Origin of the sequence: Streptomyces sp. NPDC127190 (assembly GCF_042672505.1) — a bacterium.
In the GTDB taxonomy this organism is placed as follows: Bacteria; Actinomycetota; Actinomycetes; order Streptomycetales; family Streptomycetaceae; genus Streptomyces.
This window is the reverse complement of sequence record NZ_JBHXVE010000003.1, coordinates 420,230-439,967: the sequence shown is the minus strand read 5'-3', so window position 1 is coordinate 439,967 and position 19,738 is coordinate 420,230. Positions and strand designations below refer to the sequence as shown.

Annotated in this window: 21 protein-coding genes; 15 read left to right on the top strand and 6 right to left on the bottom strand. The window is 71.5% G+C overall.

The genetic code is table 11. The features are described from left to right. Positions 1-343 precede the first annotated feature (343 nt). The 6 genes from ACFVIU_RS07795 to pqqB all read left to right on the top strand — a co-directional run bounded on the left by ACFVIU_RS07795 (position 344) and on the right by pqqB (position 5,031). Complete coding sequence (locus tag ACFVIU_RS07795) at positions 344-556, top strand: hypothetical protein (RefSeq protein WP_385841273.1); 213 nt, start codon at positions 344-346, stop codon at positions 554-556. Positions 557-716: 160 nt separating this feature from the next. Next, positions 717-2,222 (top strand): purine-cytosine permease family protein, encoded by a 1,506-nt coding sequence (locus tag ACFVIU_RS07790; protein WP_385841272.1) that lies wholly within the window; start codon positions 717-719, stop codon positions 2,220-2,222. Next, entirely contained in the window at positions 2,219-2,770 is a 552-nt protein-coding gene (locus tag ACFVIU_RS07785) for a cysteine hydrolase family protein (RefSeq protein ID WP_385841271.1), read from the top strand. The genes ACFVIU_RS07790 and ACFVIU_RS07785 overlap by 4 nt, the downstream gene beginning before the upstream one ends. Continuing rightward, on the top strand, positions 2,767-3,471 hold the full coding sequence (locus tag ACFVIU_RS07780) for a GntR family transcriptional regulator (protein WP_385841269.1): 705 nt from the start codon (positions 2,767-2,769) through the stop codon (positions 3,469-3,471). Before ACFVIU_RS07785 ends, ACFVIU_RS07780 begins: the two co-directional genes overlap by 4 nt. Before the next feature lie 156 nt (positions 3,472-3,627). Then, entirely contained in the window at positions 3,628-4,026 is a 399-nt protein-coding gene (locus ACFVIU_RS07775) for an SseB family protein (RefSeq protein ID WP_385841268.1), read from the top strand. A 105-nt stretch (positions 4,027-4,131) separates the two neighbouring features. After that, complete coding sequence (gene pqqB, locus ACFVIU_RS07770) at positions 4,132-5,031, top strand: pyrroloquinoline quinone biosynthesis protein PqqB (RefSeq protein ID WP_385841267.1); 900 nt, start codon at positions 4,132-4,134, stop codon at positions 5,029-5,031. Here the strand turns inward: pqqB and ACFVIU_RS07765 are convergent. The 6 genes from ACFVIU_RS07765 to ACFVIU_RS07740 all read right to left on the bottom strand — a co-directional run bounded on the left by ACFVIU_RS07765 (position 5,028) and on the right by ACFVIU_RS07740 (position 10,140). Beyond that, positions 5,028-5,426 (bottom strand): MarR family winged helix-turn-helix transcriptional regulator, encoded by a 399-nt coding sequence (locus ACFVIU_RS07765; protein WP_385841266.1) that lies wholly within the window; start codon positions 5,424-5,426, stop codon positions 5,028-5,030. The genes pqqB and ACFVIU_RS07765 overlap by 4 nt on opposite strands. A gap of 74 nt (positions 5,427-5,500) precedes the next feature. After that, positions 5,501-5,851 (bottom strand): VOC family protein, encoded by a 351-nt coding sequence (locus ACFVIU_RS07760; protein WP_385841264.1) that lies wholly within the window; start codon positions 5,849-5,851, stop codon positions 5,501-5,503. A 122-nt stretch (positions 5,852-5,973) separates the two neighbouring features. Continuing rightward, positions 5,974-7,005 carry a LacI family DNA-binding transcriptional regulator gene (locus tag ACFVIU_RS07755; protein WP_385841262.1) on the bottom strand — a complete coding sequence of 344 codons (1,032 nt, stop codon included), beginning with the start codon at positions 7,003-7,005 and terminating at the stop codon, positions 5,974-5,976. Continuing rightward, a complete protein-coding gene (locus ACFVIU_RS07750) occupies positions 7,002-7,907 on the bottom strand; it encodes a carbohydrate ABC transporter permease (RefSeq protein WP_385841261.1) in 906 nt (301 codons plus the stop codon). The genes ACFVIU_RS07755 and ACFVIU_RS07750 overlap by 4 nt, the downstream gene beginning before the upstream one ends. After that, positions 7,904-8,827, bottom strand: a complete 924-nt coding sequence (locus ACFVIU_RS07745; RefSeq protein WP_385841260.1) for a carbohydrate ABC transporter permease — start codon at positions 8,825-8,827, stop codon at positions 7,904-7,906. The genes ACFVIU_RS07750 and ACFVIU_RS07745 overlap by 4 nt, the downstream gene beginning before the upstream one ends. After that, entirely contained in the window at positions 8,824-10,140 is a 1,317-nt protein-coding gene (locus tag ACFVIU_RS07740) for an ABC transporter substrate-binding protein (protein WP_385841259.1), read from the bottom strand. Before ACFVIU_RS07740 ends, ACFVIU_RS07745 begins: the two co-directional genes overlap by 4 nt. Positions 10,141-10,376: 236 nt before the next feature. Here ACFVIU_RS07740 and ACFVIU_RS07735 point away from each other — a divergent pair, with 236 nt between their 5' ends. The 9 genes from ACFVIU_RS07735 (at position 10,377) to ACFVIU_RS07695 (ending at position 19,734) form a co-directional block, all read left to right on the top strand. Then, the gene (locus tag ACFVIU_RS07735) at positions 10,377-12,398 is read left to right on the top strand and encodes a beta-galactosidase (RefSeq protein WP_385841258.1); all 2,022 of its coding nucleotides are present in this window, start codon (positions 10,377-10,379) and stop codon (positions 12,396-12,398) included. A 107-nt stretch (positions 12,399-12,505) separates the two neighbouring features. Then, on the top strand, positions 12,506-14,068 hold the full coding sequence (locus ACFVIU_RS07730; RefSeq protein WP_385841257.1) for a glycosyl hydrolase 53 family protein: 1,563 nt from the start codon (positions 12,506-12,508) through the stop codon (positions 14,066-14,068). 192 nt (positions 14,069-14,260) lie between these two features. Beyond that, positions 14,261-14,548 carry a winged helix-turn-helix domain-containing protein gene (locus ACFVIU_RS07725; protein WP_385841255.1) on the top strand — a complete coding sequence of 96 codons (288 nt, stop codon included), beginning with the start codon at positions 14,261-14,263 and terminating at the stop codon, positions 14,546-14,548. A gap of 52 nt (positions 14,549-14,600) precedes the next feature. Beyond that, positions 14,601-15,560, top strand: coding sequence for an SMP-30/gluconolactonase/LRE family protein (locus ACFVIU_RS07720; protein ID WP_385841254.1), 960 nt, complete (start codon positions 14,601-14,603; stop codon positions 15,558-15,560). A gap of 68 nt (positions 15,561-15,628) precedes the next feature. After that, a complete protein-coding gene (gene crcB / locus ACFVIU_RS07715; protein ID WP_385841252.1) occupies positions 15,629-16,090 on the top strand; it encodes a fluoride efflux transporter CrcB in 462 nt (153 codons plus the stop codon). A 70-nt stretch (positions 16,091-16,160) separates the two neighbouring features. After that, entirely contained in the window at positions 16,161-16,535 is a 375-nt protein-coding gene (crcB, locus tag ACFVIU_RS07710; protein WP_385841251.1) for a fluoride efflux transporter CrcB, read from the top strand. 75 nt (positions 16,536-16,610) lie between these two features. Then, on the top strand, positions 16,611-17,447 hold the full coding sequence (locus tag ACFVIU_RS07705; RefSeq protein ID WP_385841250.1) for an undecaprenyl-diphosphate phosphatase: 837 nt from the start codon (positions 16,611-16,613) through the stop codon (positions 17,445-17,447). Between the two features lie 170 nt (positions 17,448-17,617). Then, complete coding sequence (locus tag ACFVIU_RS07700) at positions 17,618-18,298, top strand: FadR/GntR family transcriptional regulator (protein ID WP_385841357.1); 681 nt, start codon at positions 17,618-17,620, stop codon at positions 18,296-18,298. Continuing rightward, positions 18,295-19,734, top strand: a complete 1,440-nt coding sequence (locus ACFVIU_RS07695; protein WP_385841248.1) for an amino acid permease — start codon at positions 18,295-18,297, stop codon at positions 19,732-19,734. Before ACFVIU_RS07700 ends, ACFVIU_RS07695 begins: the two co-directional genes overlap by 4 nt. Positions 19,735-19,738 lie beyond the last annotated feature (4 nt).

The window sequence follows — 19,738 nt, the reverse complement described above, 5'->3', positions numbered from 1 at the left end:
GCTCCCCGCCGCACGCCCGCGGGCCGGCCGGGGGGGCCGGGGGGCCCGGCGCGCCCGGCGCGCCCCCGGGGGCGCCGGCCGCGGGCGGCCGGCCCGCCCCCCCCCCCCCCCCGCGGCTGTGCCCGGTGGCCCGGGATCACTTGTCCCGGAAGACCGCCTTGCTGACCTCCGCCATGGTTCCTCCAGGCGGTGAGATGGGGCTCGGTCATGTCCCCGGCGCGAGGTGCCGCGCCGGACCGGTCAGGTACCCCCGGGAGCGAAGCGGATTCATGGATTCCGTCCGGTCATGGGAGCGGCGCCGTCCGGGTACTCGGGGGGCCGCACAGAGGCAGGTGAGGCCCCCATGAGCGAAGACACCCCGTCCCAGGCCGAGGGCGAGCGGGAACCGGACACCGCGACGGCCGGCCAACCGCCGCGCACCACCCCCTCCCAGGCCGAGGGGGAGGACACCGAGGAGGACGGCACCGGGCAGGCCCGGCACGGCGGCAAGCCCGGTCTCGCCCAGCATCTGCGGGAGGAGCCGAGGACACCGATCCAGGAGGAGTTCGACCGCTGACGCCATGCGCCACGACACCCGGCGCGCACCGCCGGAATGGCAGCTTGCTGCCAAACAACATGCCTGTGTCATACGGCAGTTGGCACCCTCTTGACGCTCTCCGGGCCCCCGCCTAGCGTGCAGCGGACACGTCTGGACAGGTTTGGCAGGTGGCTCGGAGATGACGTACCAGCAGGACCCCCTCGACCACAGATCCACCGCGCGCCCGATGCAGGTGGAGACGCACGGACTCGACGTCATCGGGGACGCGGAGCGCAAGGGCACACCCCGCGTGCTGTTCTGGCCCTGGTTCGGGGCCAACGTCTCCGTCCTCGGACTGAGCTACGGCGCCTTCGCGTTCGGCTTCGGCATCTCCTTCTGGCAGGCGCTCGTCGCGGGCGTCCTCGGCATCGTCGTCTCCTTCCTGCTCTGCGGATTCATCGCGGTCGCCGGCAAGCGCGGTTCCGCGCCCACGATGGTGCTGAGCCGGGCCGCCTACGGCGTGCGCGGCAACCGGCTGCCGTCCGTCATCTCGTGGATCCTCACCGTCGGCTGGGAGACCGTCCTCGCCGCGCTCGCCACCATGGCCACCGCCACCGTCTTCGACCGCCTCGGCTGGGGCGGCGGCACCGAGACCAAGGTCGCCGCCCTCGTGGTGGTCGCCGCGCTGACCGTCCTCGGCGGAGTCATGGGCTTCGACCTGATCATGCGGCTCCAGACGGCGATCACCGTCATCACCGGCATTCTGACGGTCGTCTACTTCGGCCTCGTCGCCGACCACATCCACTGGTCCGCCGTCAGCTCCCTGCCGTCCGGATCGCCGCAGGAGTTCATCGGCGCGCTGGTGTTCATGATGACCGGCTTCGGCCTCGGCTGGGTCAACGCGGCGGCCGACTACTCCCGCTACCTTCCCCGCAGCTCCTCCAGCCGGGGCGTGATCGGCTGGACCACCTTCGGGGGCTCCGTCGCCCCGCTGCTCCTGCTGGTCTTCGGGCTGCTGCTGGCCGGCTCCTCGCAGACGCTCAGCAAGGCCGTCGCGGCCGACCCGATCGGCGCGCTCACCACGATCCTGCCCACCTGGTTCCTGGTGCCCTTCGCCGTGGTCGCCGTGCTGGGCCTGGTCGGCGGAACGGTCCTCGACATCTACTCCTCCGGCCTCGCGCTGCTCTCCGCCGGGGTGCGGGTGCCCCGCCCGGTGGCCGCCCTCTTCGACGGTGTCCTGATGATCGCCGGCGCGGTCTACATCGTCTTCTTCGCCGGCGACTTCCTCGGCCAGTTCATGGGCTTCCTCACCACCCTCGGCGTGCCCATCGCCGCCTGGTGCGGGATCATGCTCGCCGACCTCGCGCTGCGCCGCCGCGACTACGACGAGACGGACCTCTACCGCCCGCACGGCCGCTACGGCGACGCACCCCTGACGCCCCTGCTGCTCACCCTCGCCGCCACCGCCCTCGGCTGGGGGCTGGTCACCAACAGTGCCGCGTCCTGGCTCACCTGGCAGGGCTACCTCCTGGCGCCGTTCGGCCTCGGCGGCAAGACCGGCGCCTGGGCCTTCGCCAACCTGGGCGTCCTGGCCGCCCTCGCCCTCGCCTTCCTGGGCACGCTGCTGCTCCGCCGGGGCCGGGTGCGGGCGCAGGAGGCGCAGGCACCGAGCCCGACAGCCACCGAGGAAGTGCTCAGCCCGTGAACGCCGGCCACCTCGCCGTCATCGACATGCAGCGGGTCTTCGCCGACCCGGCGAGCCCCTGGGCCACCCCCCGCTACGCGGACGCGGCGGCCGGCGTCAAGGCCCTGCTGCCGGCGTTCACCGGCCGGGTCACCTTCACCCGCTTCCTGGCCCCGCGGGACCCGGCCGGCGCCTGGCGCGCCTACTACGAGCAGTGGCCCTTCGCGCTCCAGCCGCCGGACGCCGCGCTCTGGCAGCTCACCGACGGCTTCGCCGACGTACCCGGCACGGTCCTGGACGCCGCCACCTTCGGCAAGTGGACCCCCGAGCTGGCCGCCCGCGTCGGCGTGGGCGGCCGGCTGGTGCTGGCGGGGGTCAGCACGGACTGCTGTGTGCTGTCCACCGCGCTGGCCGCGGCCGACGCCGGCACCGAGGTGCTGGTCGTCGCGGACGCCTGCGCGGGCGCCGACGACGACTCCCACCTCAAGGCGCTCCAGATCATGGAGCTGTACCGGCCGCTGGTCCGGGTCACCAGCATCGCCGAGGTGCTCGCCGGGGCCGGGCCGTGACCGGTGTCCCGCTCAAACACCAGCAGATCAGCAGGACCGTCGCCCGGGAGATCCGCACCGGCCGCAGCCGCGCCGGGGAGCGGCTGCCGGGCGAGCACGCCCTGGCCCGGCGGTTCGGAGTCAGCCGTACGACCGTCCGCGCGGCCCTCGCCGACCTGAGCGCACAGGGCCTGATCGCCACCCGCACCGGCAAGGGGTCCTACGTCCTCTTCGACGGCCGGCCGCCGGACGACCGGCCCGGCCGGGCCCGGGTGGTGACCCGCCACGGAGGCGACGGCGCCGTCCGCACCCTCGCCGTGCACGAGACGCGCGACAGCGCCCTCGCCGCCGAACTCCGCCTGGACGAGGACATGTTCGTGTGCGTCGAGCGGACCGCGCTGGCCGCCGACGGCACCGTCCTGACGTACGAGCGCAGCTTTCTGCCGCCGGTGCCCGGCATCCGCGAGCTGCCCGCCCAGCGGCCCGGCGCCCAGTCGCCCGCCGAGGCGCTGCTGCGGGCCGGGCTGCGGCCCGACCACGGCGAGCAGCGGATGGGCGGCCGGCCGATCGACGCCCGGGAGGCCGAGGCGCTGCGGCGGGCGCCGGGGGACTGGTTCCTGGAGCTGCGGCGCACCAGCCGCGCCGTCGACGGCTCCTTCGTCGAACACCTCGTCAGCCTGCTCGACCCCGCCCGCTGCCACCTGGCCGCCGCCTTCGGCTGACCGCCGCGCAGGACGGTGCTGTCCAGGAGACCGGTGCACGCGGCTCCGGTGCACGCGGCGCGCATGGCCCGGCCCGCACCGGGTACGCGAGGCCCAAGCCGCCCGGCGCGCAGCCGTCCGGGAGGCCGTACCACAGCCGCTACCAGGGGACCTGCCATGGAGACACCCGCACACGACGCCCTGCCGACACCGGCCCAGCAGGCGCTGGACGCGCTGACCGAGAACGCCGAGGACCAGGCCGCCCTGGACACCCTCGCGCACAGCGATGTACTCGTACCGGTGCCCGACGACGCGGTCGACGGGGAGGGCGCCGACGCCACGACGGTGGCCCTGCCCGTCCTCGAACAGCCCGGAGGAGACCAGGTCGTCCCCGTGTTCACCACCGAGGGCGAGATGGCCGACCTGCTGCCCTTCGTCTCGCGCTACCGCCTGATCCCCCTGGGCGCCCTGGCCTCGCAATGGCCCGAGGAGGATCTCTCGCTGGCCATCGACGGCAGCTCACCCCACGCCCTCACCCTGACGTCACAGGGGGTGCGCACCCTGCTGGTGCGGTGAGCGGCCGCGGCAGGACGGCCGGAACTGCCCCCGCCGCGGAGTAGTCACCCGCCCCGCCGCCGGGAAGACCCCAGCGGGAGAGACCGGGGCGAGGTGAAGGAGCCGATGGCCGTGAGGGTCGTCCTGCTGGGCACGGCCGCCGGGGGCGGCTTCCCGCGGTGGAACTGCGCCTGCGAGCGGTGCGCCGCCGCCCGGGACGGGAAGCTGCCCGCCCGGACCCAGGAGTGCGCCGCCGTGACCGGCAACGGGCGCGACTGGTGGCTGCTGAACGCCTCGCCCGATCTGCGCGCCCAGCTCGCGGCCACCCCCGCCATGTGGCCCGGATCCAGCCGCCGGACCGGCCCGCTGCGCGGGGTCCTGCTCACCGACGCCGAGGCCGATCACACCATGGGCCTGGGGGTGCTGCGGGGGGCGGCGGACCTGAAGGTGTACGCGGCAGGGCCGGTCCGCGCCGCCCTCGCACCGGCCCGCGCCGCCCTCGGCCGCTACGCCCCCTGGGAGTGGGCGGACAGCCTCGCCGACGGCGGCTTCGTGCTGGCCGGCGGCCTTGTCGTCACCGCCCGCCCGGTCGGCGCGAGCACCCCGGCGTACGTACCGGGGGCGGCCCCCGAGCCCGCCGGGCCGTGGCGGACCGCGTACCGCGTCGAGGACCTGGCCACCGGGGGAGTGCTGGTGTACGCGCCGAGCGTCGGCACCTGGAGCCCCGTCCTGGACGAGCTGTGCGCCGACGCCGACTGCGTGCTGCTGGACGGCACCTTTCTCACCGCGGACGCCTCCGGTACGGCGGTGGCGCGGCCCGGAACCGGACAGGCGCCCCCGGCCCATCTGCCCGTCGACGGCCCGGACGGCACCCTGGCCGCCCTGGCCCGCCTTGCGGTCCCCCGCCGGATCTACACCCACCTGCACCACACGAACCCGCTGCTGGACCCCGGCTCACCGGCCCACGAGCGGGTGACCGCACACGGCGCGGAGATCCTGCCGGACGGCGCGGAGCTGCTGTTCTAGCTCTGCTGACCCGGGAGCGTGCGTTCCAGTGCCGCCCGCTGCAACGGCAGCACCTCGGCGTGCCGTTCGCGGCCCTTGCGGGTGAGGGCCACCCACACACCGCGCCGGTCCTCCGCGCACACCGAGCGCTCCACCAGGCCGTCCTTCTCCAGCCGGCCGATCAGCCGGGACAGCGCGCTCTGGCTGAGGTGCACCCGGCCGACCAGGTTCTGCACCCGGCACTGGTCGCCCTCCGCGGGCGACTCGGCGGCCAGGATGTCCAGCACCTCGAAGTCGCTGGCGCCCAGCCCGTACGGGTGCAGCACCCGGTCGATCTCGCACATCGTGCGCGCGTGCACGGCGAGGATGTCCCGCCACCGCTCCTCGAGCCGGGCGTCGGCCGTCGTGACTGCCATACCCGCACCGTAGCACCGAACCAGCCACTCGTTGAGTGTGCAACTAGTGGCTCCGGCGGGCCGTACGACGCCGGTCAGCCGACCGGATCCTGAAGCAGCCCCACCAGGTTGCCGTCGGGGTCCTTCACCGAGGCCACGAGCCTGCCGTTGCCCACGTCCCGCACGTCCTGGAGCAGCTCGGCGCCCGCCGCCAGGAGGGCCGTCAGCCGCTCGCGCAGATCGGTGACGTGCCAGAACGGCACCGGCCCGGTCAGCCCCTGGGCATGTCCGTTGGGGTCGAGGCCGATGTCCTGCCCGGCGGCCTTGAACCCGATGTAGTACGGCGCGTCGACAAAGGGCTCCACCCCCAGCAACGCGGTGAACAGGGCCTTCGCCCGCTCCGGGTCCTTGACGGGGTAGATGATCGTTTGCAGGCCGGCGGTCATGGGACGTCACTCCTTCTGAGCTGTGTGCACCGGCGGGGGTGCCCGCCGGTGCTTTCACGCTAGGCCCGGGACGCCCGCCCGTGCTTCTTCGATCCTGACCGGTTCCGGGCACCCCGGCATGCTCAGGCGGACTCCCGGCGCACCAACTCCGTCGGAAGGATCACCGCCGCCGGGTCCTCCCCGCCGATCTGCGCCAGCAGCACCCGGACCATCTCACTGCTGATCCGGTCCCACGGCTGCCGGATGGTGGTCAGCTCCGGGGAGGACGCGGTCGCCGCCGGCGAGTCGTCGAAGCCGCCGACAGCGATGTCATCCGGCACCCGCTTACCGGCCCGCTGGAGGGCCGTCAGCACGCCCTGCGCCATCAGGTCGGACGCGACGAACACCGCGTCCAGGTCCGGGGCCTGCGCCAGCAGCCGCTCCGCACCCGCCTCACCGCTGGCCCGGCTGTAGTCGCCGGAGACGATCAGCCGGTCGTCCACGGGGATGCCCGCCTCGGCGAGCACCTCCTTGTACCCGGCGAGCCGCTCCACACCGCCGGGGGTGTCCAGCGGGCCGGTGACCACGCCGATCCGCTGCCGGCCCAGCGACAGCAGATGCCGGACCATGTCCCGGGCGCCGTCCCGGTCGTCGGCGGCGACGTAACTCACCTTGGAGCCCAGCCCCATCGGCTTGCCGCAGGCGACCAGCGGCACACCGGCCGCGCGCAGTTCCTCGGCGACCGGATCCCCGGAGTGGCTGGAGACCAGCAGCACCCCGTCGACATGCCCGGCGGTGATGTACCGCGTTATCCGCCGCCGTTCGTCGTCGGTGCCCGCCAGCATCAGCAGCAGCGGGACGTCGTGCGCGGCCAGCGCCTGGGTGCAACCGCGCAGCAGCACATTGAAGTTGGGATCCTCGAAGAACCGCTCCTGCGGCTCGGTCAGCAGAAAGCCGACGGAGTCGGAGCGCCCGGTGATCAGCGACCGGGCATGCCGGTTCACCACGTATCCCGTCTTGCGGATGGCGGCGTTGACCGCCTCCTGCGCGGCGGGGCTGACGTAGTGGCCGCCGTTGAGCACGCGCGAGACGGTGCCGCGCGAGACACCGGCCTCGCGCGCCACGTCGTGGATCGTCGGCGGCCTTCGCCGTCCCCCCGGATTGCTCATGGTCATGACTTTACGGCCCCGGACAGCAGATCCAGGCTCCAGAACCGCTGGATGACCAGGAAGAGGGCGATCAGCGGAAGGACCGCGAGGAAGGCGCCCGTGATCACCAGGGTGTACAGGGCGGGCGTGTTGGCCCCCTGCTCCAGCAGGGTGTACAGCCCCAGCGTGAGCGGGAACTTCTCGTCGTCGCTGAGCATGATGTACGGCAGCAGGAAGTTGTTCCAGACGGCGACGAACTGGAACAGGAACACGGTGACCATGCCGGGGATCATCATCGGCAGCGCGATCCGGGTGAAGATCCGCCACTCGCTCGCCCCGTCCATCCGCCCGGCCTCCACCACATCGGCGGGGACGGCGGCGGAGGCGTAGATCCGGGCGAGATAGACGCCGTACGGGGAGAGGATCTGCGGCAGCAGCACGGACAGGTAGGAGTCCGTGAGGTTCGCCTTCGCCAGCAGCAGGTACTGCGGCACGGCGAGGATCACCGGCGGCATCAAAACGCCCGCGAGCAGGATGTTGAACATCGTCTCGCGGCCCCTGAACCGGTAGGTGGCGAGCGCGTAGCCGCTGAACGCCGACACGGCGGTCGACAGCAGGGCGCCGAGGACGGCGTACAGGGCGGAGTTGCCCATCCACTCCCAGTAGATGCCGTCCCGGTAGGCGTTCAGGTCCTTGAGGTTCTGGGTGAACCCGGTGCCCGGCAGGAAGGTGAAGGTGGAGAACAGCTCGCGCCCGGACTTGGTGGACGCGATCACCACCCAGGCGACGGGCAGCAGCGTGTAGACCGCGCCGAGCAGCAGGGTGATCGTCGGCACCAGCGCGATCCGGCGGCGCAGCGGCGGGCGCCGCGCCGTTCCGGGGGTGGCGCCGGCCGCCGGGGCGGCCTTGTGGACGGCAAGGGTGCTCATCGCGCCTCCTGCTTGTTGCGGCGGTTCGCGGTCCGCAGGAAACCGAAGGACAGGACCAGCGTGACCAGGGCGATCAGGACGGCCTCGGCCGCCGCCGAGTAGATGTCGTTCCGGTGGAAGGCGTCCTGGTACACCTTCATCAGCGGACTCCAGCTGGTGTCGACGGAGTTGGTGAGCGGCTTGAGGGTCGTCGGCTCGTTGTACACCTGGAGCGTCGCGATGATCGAGAAGAAGAAGGTCAGCACCAGCGAGGGCGCCACCATCGGGATCTTGATCCGCAGGGCGATCTGCAACGGGGTGGCGCCGTCCAGCCTGGCCGCCTCGTACACCTCGGCGGGGATGGACCGCAGCGAGGTGTAGATGACGATCATGTTGAAGCCGGTGCCGCCCCAGACCGCGATGTTCGACAGGGCGAGATAGAGCGGACCGCCGTCCAGCAGGTTCGGCTGCGGCAGCTGGAGCTTGGCCAGGACGTAGTAGAAGGGGCTCACGTCCGGCAGGTAGAGGAAGCCCCACAGCAGCGCCGCGACCACGCCGGGGACGGCGTACGGCAGGAAGATCGCGAGCCGGGTGAACGGGGTGAACCGCACCTTGTCGGAGTCCAGCATCAGGGCGAACAGCAGGGCGAGGCCCAGCATCACCGGGACGACGATGCAGCCGTAGCCGAGCACCCGCAGGGCGCCGTGCAGCAGCTCGCTGTCCTTGAAGGCGTCGGTGTAGTTCTCGACCCCGGCCCAGACCTCCTGCCGCGCGTTCGCACCGAGGCCGAGCCCGGAGATGTGCGTCTTGCGGAAACTGAGGAAGACGGCGTAGCCGATGGGCAGTGCGAAGAAGAGTCCGAAGAGGAGTGTGGCGGGGAAAAGGAAGGCATACGGGGCCCCCTTGACCCCGTACGACTTCCGGCGGGCGGGGCTTGTCACTGGGAGACCTCGAAGCCCTGCTTCTTCATGTCGGCGACCGTGGCGTCCTGCATCTGCTTCAGGGCGGAGGTGAAGTCCGACTTGTTCTTGGCGGCGGCGCCGAAGGCGTCGTTGAACGTGGCGTAGGCGACGTTCACGTTCGGGCCCCAGGCCGAGGGCGCGGTGGTCTTGGCGATCTCGGCGGCCTTCGGGTAGAAGTCGGCCTGGTTGGAGAAGTACTCCGGCGGGTTGGAGAACGCCCCGCTGAGCTGCGCGGACGTCGACGCCGGGTAGATGCCGCTGTCCTTGGCCAGGGCGTCGAGGGCGGCGGGGTCGGTGTTCAGCCACGCGGCGAACTTGGCCGCGGCGTCCTGGTGCGCGGAGTCGGTGGTGACGGCCGTGGAGGAGCCGCCCCAGCTGCCGGTCACGTCCTTCGTCGCCGACCACTGCGGCAGCGGGGCCATCGCCCACTTGCCCTTGGTGTCCGGCGCGGCGGTGGTGAGGGTGCCCGGCGCCCACACGGCGCTCACCCAGGCGATCTGCTTGCCGGTGTCGAGGGCCTTGTTCCAGGAGGGGGTGTACATCGGCTGGTTGTCGACCAGGCCGTCCTTGACCAGGCCGCCCCAGAAGGTGGCGACCTTCCGGGTGGCCGCGTCGTCGATCGCGACCTTCCACTTGCCGCCGGAGGCGGTCCACCACTTGGCGCCGGCCTGCTGGGCCAGACCCGCGAAGAGGCCGGAGTCGTTGGCGGAGAAGGTGGTCAGCTGCTTGTCCGGCGCCTTCTTCTTCAGTTCGCGGGCGGTCGCGGCGAACTGGTCCCAGGTGGTGGGGACCTTCAGCCCGTACTTCTCGAAGAGGTCCTGGCGGTAGTAGAACATCATCGGGCCGATGTCCTGCGGCACCGCGTAGACCGCGTCCGTGCCGAGCGTGGTCTGCTGCCACACGCCGTCGGCGAACTTGCCCTTGACGTCACCGACCTGCTGGGAGATGTCCGCCAGCGCGTTGTTGCTGACCAGGGTCGGCAGTGCCTGGTACTCGGCCTGCACCAGGTCCGGCGCCTTCTTGGCCTTGTGCGCGGTGAGGATCTTGGTGATCAGCGTGTCGCCGGACGCCTGCTTCTTCACCGTGACGGTGATCTGCTCCTTCTTGCCCGGCCCCTTGTTCCACAGGTCCACGACCTTGTCCATGCCGGGGGTCCAGGTCCAGTACGTCAGCGAGACCGGGCCGGACTCGGACTTGCTGTCGTCCCCGGAGCCGCAGGCGGCGAGGGCGGTGGCGCCGAGCGCGACGGCTACGGCGGTTGTCACGAGGCGACGGCGCTTCGTGTGCGGCATGGTTTCTCCCCTGACCTGGGCCCCCGCCCGCTGCGGGGACCTGCCATGCAGATGTGCACGTTCACATGACCCGGCTGAACGGTGGGGGCGAACCCCTGTCATGCTTCTGTGAGCGTTCACAGTAGAGAAACATCCCGGACACTTGTCAATGGTTGTTGCTGTGCGGTTATGTTGGGCCTGCACCGCCGATGTTGTGTGTGCACGTTCCCAAATGATCGATGACCGGGAGACCTCACATGCCGGACACCAGCCCCAGGGGCCTCACCAGGCTCGCCTTCGGTGGGGACTACAACCCCGAGCAGTGGCCGGAAAGCGTCTGGCAGGAGGACGTCCGGCTGATGCGCGAGGCCGGCGTGACCATGGTCAGCGTCGGCATCTTCTCCTGGGCCCTGCTGGAGCCGGAGCCCGGGAGCTACGACTTCGGCTGGCTGGACCGGATCCTCGACCTGCTGCACGCGGGCGGCATCCGGGTCGACCTCGGCACGCCCACCGTGGCGCCGCCGGTCTGGTTCTACCGGGCCCACCCCGAGGCCCTGCCGGTCACCGCCGAGGGCGTGCGCTACGAGTTCGGCTCGCGCGGCGCGGTCTGCCACAGCAACGCCGACTACCGCGCGGCCGCGGCGAACATCACCACCCGGCTCGCCGAGCGCTACGCCGACCACCCGGCCCTCGCCCTGTGGCACGTGTACAACGAGTACGGCGTCCCCGTCTCGTCCTGCTACTGCGACTCCTGCGCCGCCCACTTCCGCCGCTGGCTCACCGACATCTACGGCACCGTCGAGGCGGTCAACGAGGCCTGGGGCACGGCCTTCTGGGGCCAGCGGTACACGAGCTTCGAGCAGATCAACCCGCCCCGGGCCACCCCGACCGCGGGCAACCCGGGCCAGGCCCTGGACTACCGGCGGTTCGCCGACGCCACGATGCGGGAGAACTTCCGCGCCGAACGCGACATCCTGCACCGCCTCTCGCCCGGTGTCCCCGTGACGACCAACTTCATGACGGCGCTCAGCCAGTGCGACTCCGTCGACTACTGGGCCTGGGGCCGCGAGGTCGACCTCGTCACCAACGACCACTACCTGATCACCGACGGCCGCCGCACCCACGTCAACCTGGCGATGGCCGCCGACCTCACCCGCTCGGTCGCCGGCGGCGCCCCCTGGCTGCTCCTGGAGCACTCCACCTCGGGCGTCAACTGGCAGCCCCGCAACCCGGCCAAGGCCCCCGGCCAGATGGCCCGGAACTCCCTCGCGCACGTGGCCCGCGGCTCCGAGGGCGCGATGTTCTTCCAGTGGCGCCAGTCCCGGCGCGGCGCCGAGAAGTACCACTCCGCGATGCTCCCGCACGGCGGCACCGACACCCGGGTCTGGCGCGAGGTCGTCGAACTCGGCGCGGCCGTCGACGCGTTGGGCGCCGTCCGGGGCACCCGCACGGTGGCCGACGTGGCGATGCTGTGGGACTGGCAGTCCTGGTGGGCGCAGAACCTCGACTGGCGCCCCAGCGAGGACCACGACGCGCGCGAGCGCGCCGACTCCTTCTACGAGGCCCTGTACGACCGCCACCTCACGGTCGACTTCGCCCACCCCGAGACCGACCTGTCGGCCTACCCCCTGGTCGTCGTGCCGGCCCTGTACCTGATGACGCAGGCCGCGGGGGACAACGTCCGGCGTTACGTGGAGAACGGCGGCACGCTCGTCGTGTCGTACTTCTCCGGCATCGTGGACGAGCACGACGCCGTCCACGACGGGGCCTACCCGGGCGCGCTGCGCGACGTGCTCGGACTGACCGTGGAGGAGTTCTCGCCGCTGCTCGACACCGAGCGGGTGCGGCTGACCGGCCCCGACGGCTCCGAGCTGACCGGGGACGTGTGGACGGAGTTCGTGGTGCCGCGCGGCGCCGAGACCGTCTGGACGTACGCCGACGGCCTCACCGCGGGCGGCCCCGCCGTCACCCGCAACCGGCTGGGCAAGGGCACCGCCTGGTACGTCTCCACCCGCCTCGCCGCGCCGGAACTGGACGCGGTCATCGGCCGGGCGGCCGACGACGCCGCGCTCGCCCCGCGCGCCGACCTGCCGCGCGACGTCGAGGTCGTGCGCCGCACCGGCGAGTCGGGCAGCTACCTCTTCGTCGTCAACCACACCGCCGGCGACACCAAGGTGCCGCTGGACACGCCCGGCACCGAGCTGCTGACGGGCGAACGCGCCGCGGGCCGCCTCGCGGTCCCGGCGGGGGCTGTCCGGGTCGTACGACTCGACGGCTGAGCCGGCTCCCCTCCGCCCGCGTGAGCCACGAGAGCCGTGGGCGGAGGGGTTCTCCTCCCTCCCCGGTGGAGGACCCCCACCCATTCACGTCGAAGGGACGACGGACGATGAGGTTCCATCCCAGACGCACCATCCGGGCCCTGCTGCTGCCGCTCGCCGCGGGGCTTTCGCTCACCATCCTGCCCGTGCAGGCAGCACACGCCGCGAGCACGCTCACCAACGCCGGGTTCGAGTCCGACGGAACCGGCGTGGCCGCCCCCGCCGGCTGGTCGGAGTACGGCGACACCGGCGCCTCCTTCACGGAGGCCGGCGGCCACAGCGGCAGCTACCGGCTCACCCACTACTCGTCCTCCGCCTACAAGGTGGAGACGTACCAGTACCTCTCGGGCCTGACCAACGGCAGCTACGTGCTCACCGCATGGGTCCGCTCCAGCGGTGGCCAGAACTCCGCGTACATAGCCCTCAAGAACTGCGGCAGCGCCGAACAGCGCACCGATCTGCCGATCTCGTCCAGCGGATGGATACGGATCGTCACCCCGATCGCGGTGACCAACAACCAGTGCACCATCAGCATCAACAGTGATGCGAACGCGGGCAACTGGATCAATGTTGACGATCTGACCTTCACGTCCGGCACCACCGGTACATCCATCCATGGTGCCGACATCTCCTCCCTCGCCAAGAGCGAGGCCAAGGGCGGCGTCTACAGGACCGCGACCGGCACCACCGGCGACGCCCTCGCCATCCTGAAGTCCTACGGCATGAACTACGCCCGCCTGAAGGTCTGGGTGAACCCGGCCGACGGCTTCAACGACAAGAGCCACGTCCTGGCCATGGCCAGGCGGATCAAGGCGCAGGGCATGAAGCTCCTGGTCGACTTCCACTACTCGGACACCTGGGCCGACCCCGGCGCCCAGACCAAGCCGGCCGCCTGGGCGGGCCACTCGTACAGCCAGCTCCAGACCGATGTGTACAACCACACGTACGACGTGTTGAACGCCTTGAAGGCTCAAGGCACCACCGCCGACATGGTCCAGATCGGCAATGAGATCAACGGCGGCATGCTGTGGTCCGAGGGATCCACCGACCACTGGAGCCAGCTCGCCGGTCTGCTCAACTCCGGCTACAACGCCACCAAGGCGGTCAGCTCCTCCACGCTCGTCGCGCTGCACCTCGCCAGGGGCGGCGACAAGGCCGGCACCGAGGCGTGGTTCGACAAGGCGGTGGCCAACGGCGTGAAGTTCGACGCGATCGGCCTGTCCTACTACGGCTACTGGCACGGCCCGCTCTCCGACTTCCAGACCACCCTGGACGACGCGGCCGCCCGCTACGGCAAGCCGGTCTTCGTCGCCGAGACGGCCTACCCCTTCACGCTGGCCCAGAACGACTCGCTGGAGAACCAGATCGACCTCACCAGCGAGCTGGTCCCCGGCTACCCGGCGACCGCGGCCGGGCAGACCAAGTGGATGAACGACGTCGCGAGCATCGTGGAGGCCGTCCCGAACCACCGCGGCCTCGGCGTCTTCTACTGGGAGGCCACCTGGACCGCCGTCAGCGGCAACGGCTGGGACCCGGCCGACGCCACCTCCGGCAACGGCTGGGAGAACCAGGCCCTGTTCGGCTACGACGACAAGGCGGTCTCCTCCATGACGTGGTTCAGCCACCGCTGATCCACCCCTGACCGGGCCCGGCCGTAAGAGGGGACGGCCGGGCCCTTCGCCGTCCCGGGACAGCCCTGCGTACGGTCCCGGTCGCAGTGCCGTGTGCTATCGGACAACGGCGGGGGAGCGCCCCCCGCGCGCGCGTCAGCGGCAGCACAGTGGGAAGACGTCGCATGAGGAGGCGGGACGGAGGCGGTACGGATGCTGGGGACTCCCTCGGGACGCATGCGGCAGGACATCCTGGACTGGATGAAGGACCCGGCCGCCCACTTACCGGGACGGCCGCACGGCGACCCCGCCGACACGGGCGTGACCGCGCGGGCCGTGGCCGCGGGGCTGGGCGTCTCGCGCCGGACGGCCGTCACCCATCTCGACTTCCTCACCCGCCTCGGCCTGCTCCGCACCCGGCGCAGCCGCTGGCGCGTCTACTACCGGCGTGACGAGATCCGTATCGCCGAGGTCACCCGGATGTTCGAAAAGGGCTGGTGAGCCCGCGGCCGCCTGGCAGGATGGGCCGATCCGAGCCGGAAGGGCCGTACGTATGCACCAAGTCACCCCGCTGGTCCCGCTGCACTACGTCGGCCTGGGCGCCCGCGGCCCCGAGGACGTGGTGGCCGACCCCCACGGGCGCGTGCTGACCGGCACGGAGGACGGCCGCATCCTGCGGATCCACCATCTCGGCGCGGCACACACCGCACGGGTGGAGACCCTGGCCGAGACCGGCGGCCGCCCGCTCGGCCTGGAACTCCTCCCGGACGGCGACCTGTTGGTGTGCGACGCCGAGCGCGGCCTGCTCCGCGTCGGCCCCGGCGACGGCAGCGTCCGGGTCCTCGCGGACACGGTGGCGGGGGAGCCGCTCCGCTTTTGCAGCAATGCCGTGGCCCGGCCCGACGGCTCGGTGTACTTCACCGTGGCCAGCCGCCGGTACCCGCTTGACCGGTGGATCGGCGACATCGTCGAACACACCGGCACCGGACGCCTGCTGCGGCTGTCGCCCGGCAGCCGTACGCCCGAAGTCCTCCTCGACGGGCTCCAGTTCGCCAACGGTCTCGCCGTGAGCGCCGACGGCTCCTTCCTGGTGATCGCCGAGACCGGAGCCTGCCGCCTCACCCGCTACCACCTCACCGGCCCCCGGGCCGGGCGCGCCGATCTCTTCGCCGCCCTCCCCGGCATGCCGGACAACCTGTGGCGCGAGGGCCCCGCCGGGCCGTTCTGGGTCGCCCTGGTCAGCCCCCGCGTGCCCGCGCTGGGCCTGCTGCACCGCGGCTCGCCCGCCGTCCGCCGCACGGCCGCCCGGGCCGCCGTGCGCGCGCCGTACCGCCCGGCCGGCACGATCGGGGTGCTCGCGCTCGACGACCACGGCCGGACCCTGCACCACCTCACCCGGCGCCGCTCCGGCTTCCGCATGGTCACCAGCGTCTGCGCGACCGGGGATCACCTGGTCCTCGGCAGCCTGCGGGAACCCGGCGTCGCCGTCTGCGCCCGGCCGACGCCCGGCTGAGGCGGCGGTACCCTGGTGCCCGGCCGTGATCACCCGTAGAGGGCGGGCCGAACAGGAGACGTACCAGCATGACAGCCCCGCAAGCCGAGAGTGTGGGCGCCCGCCCGGAGCCGCGGCGGCGGTCCGCGTGGCGTGCCCAGGCGCCCGTCGTCGCGGTGGTGGCCCTCGGCGGCGCCGTCGGCGCCTCCGCCCGCTACGGGCTCGCCCTGGCCTGGCCCACGCCGCCGGGAACCTTCCCCTGGGCCACGTTCGCGACCAATGTCATCGGCTGCGCCGTGATCGGCGTGTTCATGGTCCTCATCACCGAGGTGTGGGCCGCCCACCGCCTGGTCCGCCCCTTCTTCGGCACCGGCGTCCTCGGCGGCTTCACCACCTTCTCCACCTACGCCGTCGACATCCGCACGCTGGTCGACGCCGGCCGCGCCGGGACCGGGCTGGCCTATCTCGCGGCCACCCCGCTCGCGGCCCTCGCCGCGGTGTGGCTGGCCTCGGCCGCGGCCCGCCGGGTGCTCGCCGGGGGGCGGGGATGACGCCCCGGAGTGGTCGCGCCGGCCGTGCGACGAAACCGGGCGAAACGGACATGAAGCGTAAGAGGTCGTTGTGAACTGGCTGCTGGTCATCGGGGGAGCCGTGATCGGCGCGCCCCTGCGCTATCTCACCGACCGCGCGGTGCAGGCCCGGCACGACTCTGTCTTCCCCTGGGGCACCTTCCTCGTGAACGTCGTCGGCTGTCTGGTCCTCGGCCTGGTCACCGGCGCCGTCTCCGCCGGGGCCGCGAGCCCCCATCTGCGCCTGCTGCTCGGCACCGGCCTGTGCGGGGCGCTGACGACGTACTCGACCTTCTCCTACGAGACCCTGCGCCTCGCCGAGGCCGGCTCCGGACGCTACGCCGCCGTCAACGTCGTGGCCAGCCTCCTGGCCGGCCTGACCGCGGCCTTTACCGGAGTCTCACTCGCCGGAGCGCTCTGGGGTTAGGCGCTTGCCGCGCCCGGCCGCCCGGCAAGTACCGTCTACGGCAGTGTCGACCACCTTTCCCCAGAACTGGATGCCATGAGCGCCATCTCCGTCGGTCAGTCCGTCGTCCTTGGAGTCGTCGAGGGGCTCACCGAGTTCCTCCCCGTGTCCTCCACCGGCCATCTCAAGATCACCGAGGGGCTCATGGGCATCCCGGTGGACGACAAGTCCGTCGTCGGGTTCTCCGCCGTCATCCAGGTCGGCGCCATCGCCGCCGTACTGCTGTACTTCTTCAAGGACATCAGGCGGATCGTCACCGCGTGGTTCCGCGGGCTGACCAACAAGGAGGAGCGCTACCACCACGACTACAAGTTCGCCTGGTGGGTCATCGCCGCGACCATCCCGATCGTGGTCGTGGGCCTGGCGGCGAAGCCGCTGATCGAGGGGCCGCTCGCCTCGCTGTGGGTGGTGGGCGGTTCGCTGATCGCCGGCTCCGTGGTGATGTGGTGCGCGGACCAGATGGGCCGGCACAAGCGCGGTGAGGACGACACGTCCTTCAAGGACGCGATGTGGGTCGGCTGCTCGCAGATCCTCGCGCTGCTCTTCCCCGGCTTCTCCCGCTCCGGCGCCACCATGTCCACCGCGCTCATCCTGGACCTGGACCGGGTCGCCGCCACCCGGCTGTCGTTCTTCCTCGGCATCCCGGCCCTGACCGGCGCCGGCATCTACGAGCTGAAGGACGCCCTCGGCGCGGGCGTGGGCGCCGTCCCGCTGGCCGTCGGCACCGTGGTGTCCTTCGTCGTCGCCTACGCCTCCATCGCCTGGCTGCTGAAGTTCGTCGCCAAGCACTCCTTCAACGCCTTCGTGATCTACCGGATCATCGCCGGCCTGGCGATCCTCGGCCTCTGCGCGGCCGGCGTGGTCAGCGCCTGAGCCGGCCCTGCCGATCACCCGGGGTGCGGATGCCTGCATTCAGGCGCCGCACCCCCTGAATGTTTCCTTACTTGATGTCTTGACAGTGCCTGCCCGCAACCCGCAGGATCGCATCCGTGAACCTGTCAGACAGCCAGACAGGTGGTCCGGTCCCGCGGCGCGTCAGCGCCATGGAAGCGGTACTCGGCCACCTCCGCGGCGCCATCGAACGCGGCGAGTACGCCATCGGTGACAAGCTCCCTTCCGAGGCCGAGCTGTGCCGCACCCTCGAGGTGTCCCGGCCCGTGCTGCGCGAGGCGCTGCGCGCCCTCCAGACGATGGGCCTCACGGTCTCCAGGACCGGCAAGGGCACCTTCGTCGTCGCGACCGCCGTCGAGGACCCCACCTTCGGCGACTACGCGGCCAGCGATCTGCTGGAGGTGCGCCGGCACATCGAGATCCCGGTGGCCGGCTACGCGGCCCTGCGCCGCACCCCGGAGAACCTGGACCACCTGGCCCACCTCCTCGACCGCATGGAGCGGGAGACGGACACCACCGCGTGGGTCGCGATGGACACCCTCTTCCACCTCGCCGTGGCCGAGGCCGCCCAGAACCCGGTCTTCCGCCGGGTCATCGAGGAGATCCGCGACGCACTGGCGCGTCAGTCGGCCTTCCTCAACGAGCTGGGCGGGCGCCGTGAGCAGTCCAACCGCGAGCACCGGGCGATCGTCGAAGCGCTGGCCGACGGTTCCGAAGACGACGCGGTGGCGGCGATGAGCCACCACCTGGACCGCGTCGAGACGACCCTCACCGACATCGTGCGTCCCCAGCGGACGCACGACCTCCCCACGGAAGGCGGACCCGAGGCGTGAGCGAGCAGCACCTCAAAGACGAGACGCGCCCCTCGGCCGGCCATGTCGACGCCGGAGACGCGGGCTACAGCAAAGGCCTGAAGCACCGGCACGTCAACATGATCGCCATCGGCGGAGCCATAGGCACCGGCCTCTTCCTCGGCGCGGGCGGCAGGCTCGCCGACGCCGGGCCCTCCCTCTTCATCGCCTACGCCGTCTGCGGCGTCTTCGCCTTCCTGGTGGTACGGGCCCTCGGCGAACTCGTCCTGTACCGCCCGTCCTCCGGCGCCTTCGTGTCGTACGCCCGGGAGTTCCTGGGCGAGAAGGGCGCCTACACCGCGGGCTGGATGTACTTCCTCAACTGGGCGACCACCGGCATCGCCGACATCACCGCCGTCGCCACCTACACCCACTACTGGGGCATGTTCTCCGACATCCCGCAGTGGGTGATCGCGCTCATCGCCCTGGCCGTCGTGCTCACCGTGAACCTGATCTCGGTGAAGATCTTCGGCGAACTGGAGTTCTGGTTCGCGATCGTCAAGGTGAGCGCGCTCGTCGTCTTCATGGCGATCGGCATCTTCCTGCTGGTCACCCAGCACCCGGTCGCGGGCCACCACCCCGGGCCGGCCCTGATCACCGACAACGGCGGCGTCTTCCCCAACGGCCTGCTGCCCATGCTGCTGATCATCCAGGGCGTCGTCTTCGCCTACGCCTCCGTCGAGCTGGTCGGCGTCGCCGCCGGTGAGACCGAGAACCCCGAGAAGATCATGCCGAAGGCGATCAACTCGATCATGTGGCGGGTGGGCCTGTTCTACGTCGGCTCCGTCGTCCTGCTGTCGATGCTGATGCCCTGGAACAAGTACAGCGCCGCCGAGAGCCCCTTCGTGACGGTCCTGTCGCACATCGGCATCCCCGCCGCCGGCGACGTGATGAACCTGGTCGTGCTGACCGCGGCCATGTCCTCGCTCAACTCCGGTCTCTACTCCACCGGCCGCATCCTGCGCTCCATGGCGATGAGCGGCTCGGCCCCGAAGTTCACCGGGCGGATGAGCCGCAGCCAGGTCCCGTACGGCGGAATCCTGCTCACCAGCGGTATCTGTGTCCTCGGCGTGGCCCTCAACTACGTCGTCCCCGCCGACGCGTTCGAGATCGTCCTCAACTTCGCGGCGATCGGCATCCTCGCGACCTGGGGCATGATCATGATCTGTCACCTGCTCTTCTGGAAGAAGACCCAGAAGGGCGAGCTGACCCGGCCGTCGTACCGGCTGCCGGGCTCCCCCTGGACCGAGATCGTGACGCTGGCCTTCCTCGCCTCCGTCCTGGTCCTCATGTACGCCGACGGCGGCGCCGGACGCACCACCGTGCTCTGTCTGCCGCTGATCGTCGCAGCGCTGGTCGCGGGCTGGTACGCCGTCCGCGCCCGGACAGCGCGCACGTCCACCGGCGCCGACGCGTGACCCG

Coding starts and splice junctions, on each gene's coding strand:
- ACFVIU_RS07730 (WP_385841257.1), top strand. CDS start 12,506: ATGAGGTTCCATCCCAGACGCACCATCCGGGCCCTGCTGCTGCCGCTC.
- crcB (WP_385841252.1), top strand. CDS start 15,629: ATGACAGCCCCGCAAGCCGAGAGTGTGGGCGCCCGCCCGGAGCCGCGG.
- ACFVIU_RS07775 (WP_385841268.1), top strand. CDS start 3,628: ATGGAGACACCCGCACACGACGCCCTGCCGACACCGGCCCAGCAGGCG.
- ACFVIU_RS07735 (WP_385841258.1), top strand. CDS start 10,377: ATGCCGGACACCAGCCCCAGGGGCCTCACCAGGCTCGCCTTCGGTGGG.
- pqqB (WP_385841267.1), top strand. CDS start 4,132: ATGGCCGTGAGGGTCGTCCTGCTGGGCACGGCCGCCGGGGGCGGCTTC.
- ACFVIU_RS07765 (WP_385841266.1), bottom strand. CDS start 5,426: ATGGCAGTCACGACGGCCGACGCCCGGCTCGAGGAGCGGTGGCGGGAC.
- ACFVIU_RS07700 (WP_385841357.1), top strand. CDS start 17,618: ATGGAAGCGGTACTCGGCCACCTCCGCGGCGCCATCGAACGCGGCGAG.
- ACFVIU_RS07720 (WP_385841254.1), top strand. CDS start 14,601: ATGCACCAAGTCACCCCGCTGGTCCCGCTGCACTACGTCGGCCTGGGC.
- ACFVIU_RS07755 (WP_385841262.1), bottom strand. CDS start 7,005: ATGACCATGAGCAATCCGGGGGGACGGCGAAGGCCGCCGACGATCCAC.
- ACFVIU_RS07760 (WP_385841264.1), bottom strand. CDS start 5,851: ATGACCGCCGGCCTGCAAACGATCATCTACCCCGTCAAGGACCCGGAG.
- ACFVIU_RS07740 (WP_385841259.1), bottom strand. CDS start 10,140: ATGCCGCACACGAAGCGCCGTCGCCTCGTGACAACCGCCGTAGCCGTC.
- ACFVIU_RS07750 (WP_385841261.1), bottom strand. CDS start 7,907: ATGAGCACCCTTGCCGTCCACAAGGCCGCCCCGGCGGCCGGCGCCACC.
- ACFVIU_RS07705 (WP_385841250.1), top strand. CDS start 16,611: ATGAGCGCCATCTCCGTCGGTCAGTCCGTCGTCCTTGGAGTCGTCGAG.
- ACFVIU_RS07725 (WP_385841255.1), top strand. CDS start 14,261: ATGCTGGGGACTCCCTCGGGACGCATGCGGCAGGACATCCTGGACTGG.
- ACFVIU_RS07790 (WP_385841272.1), top strand. CDS start 717: ATGACGTACCAGCAGGACCCCCTCGACCACAGATCCACCGCGCGCCCG.
- ACFVIU_RS07795 (WP_385841273.1), top strand. CDS start 344: ATGAGCGAAGACACCCCGTCCCAGGCCGAGGGCGAGCGGGAACCGGAC.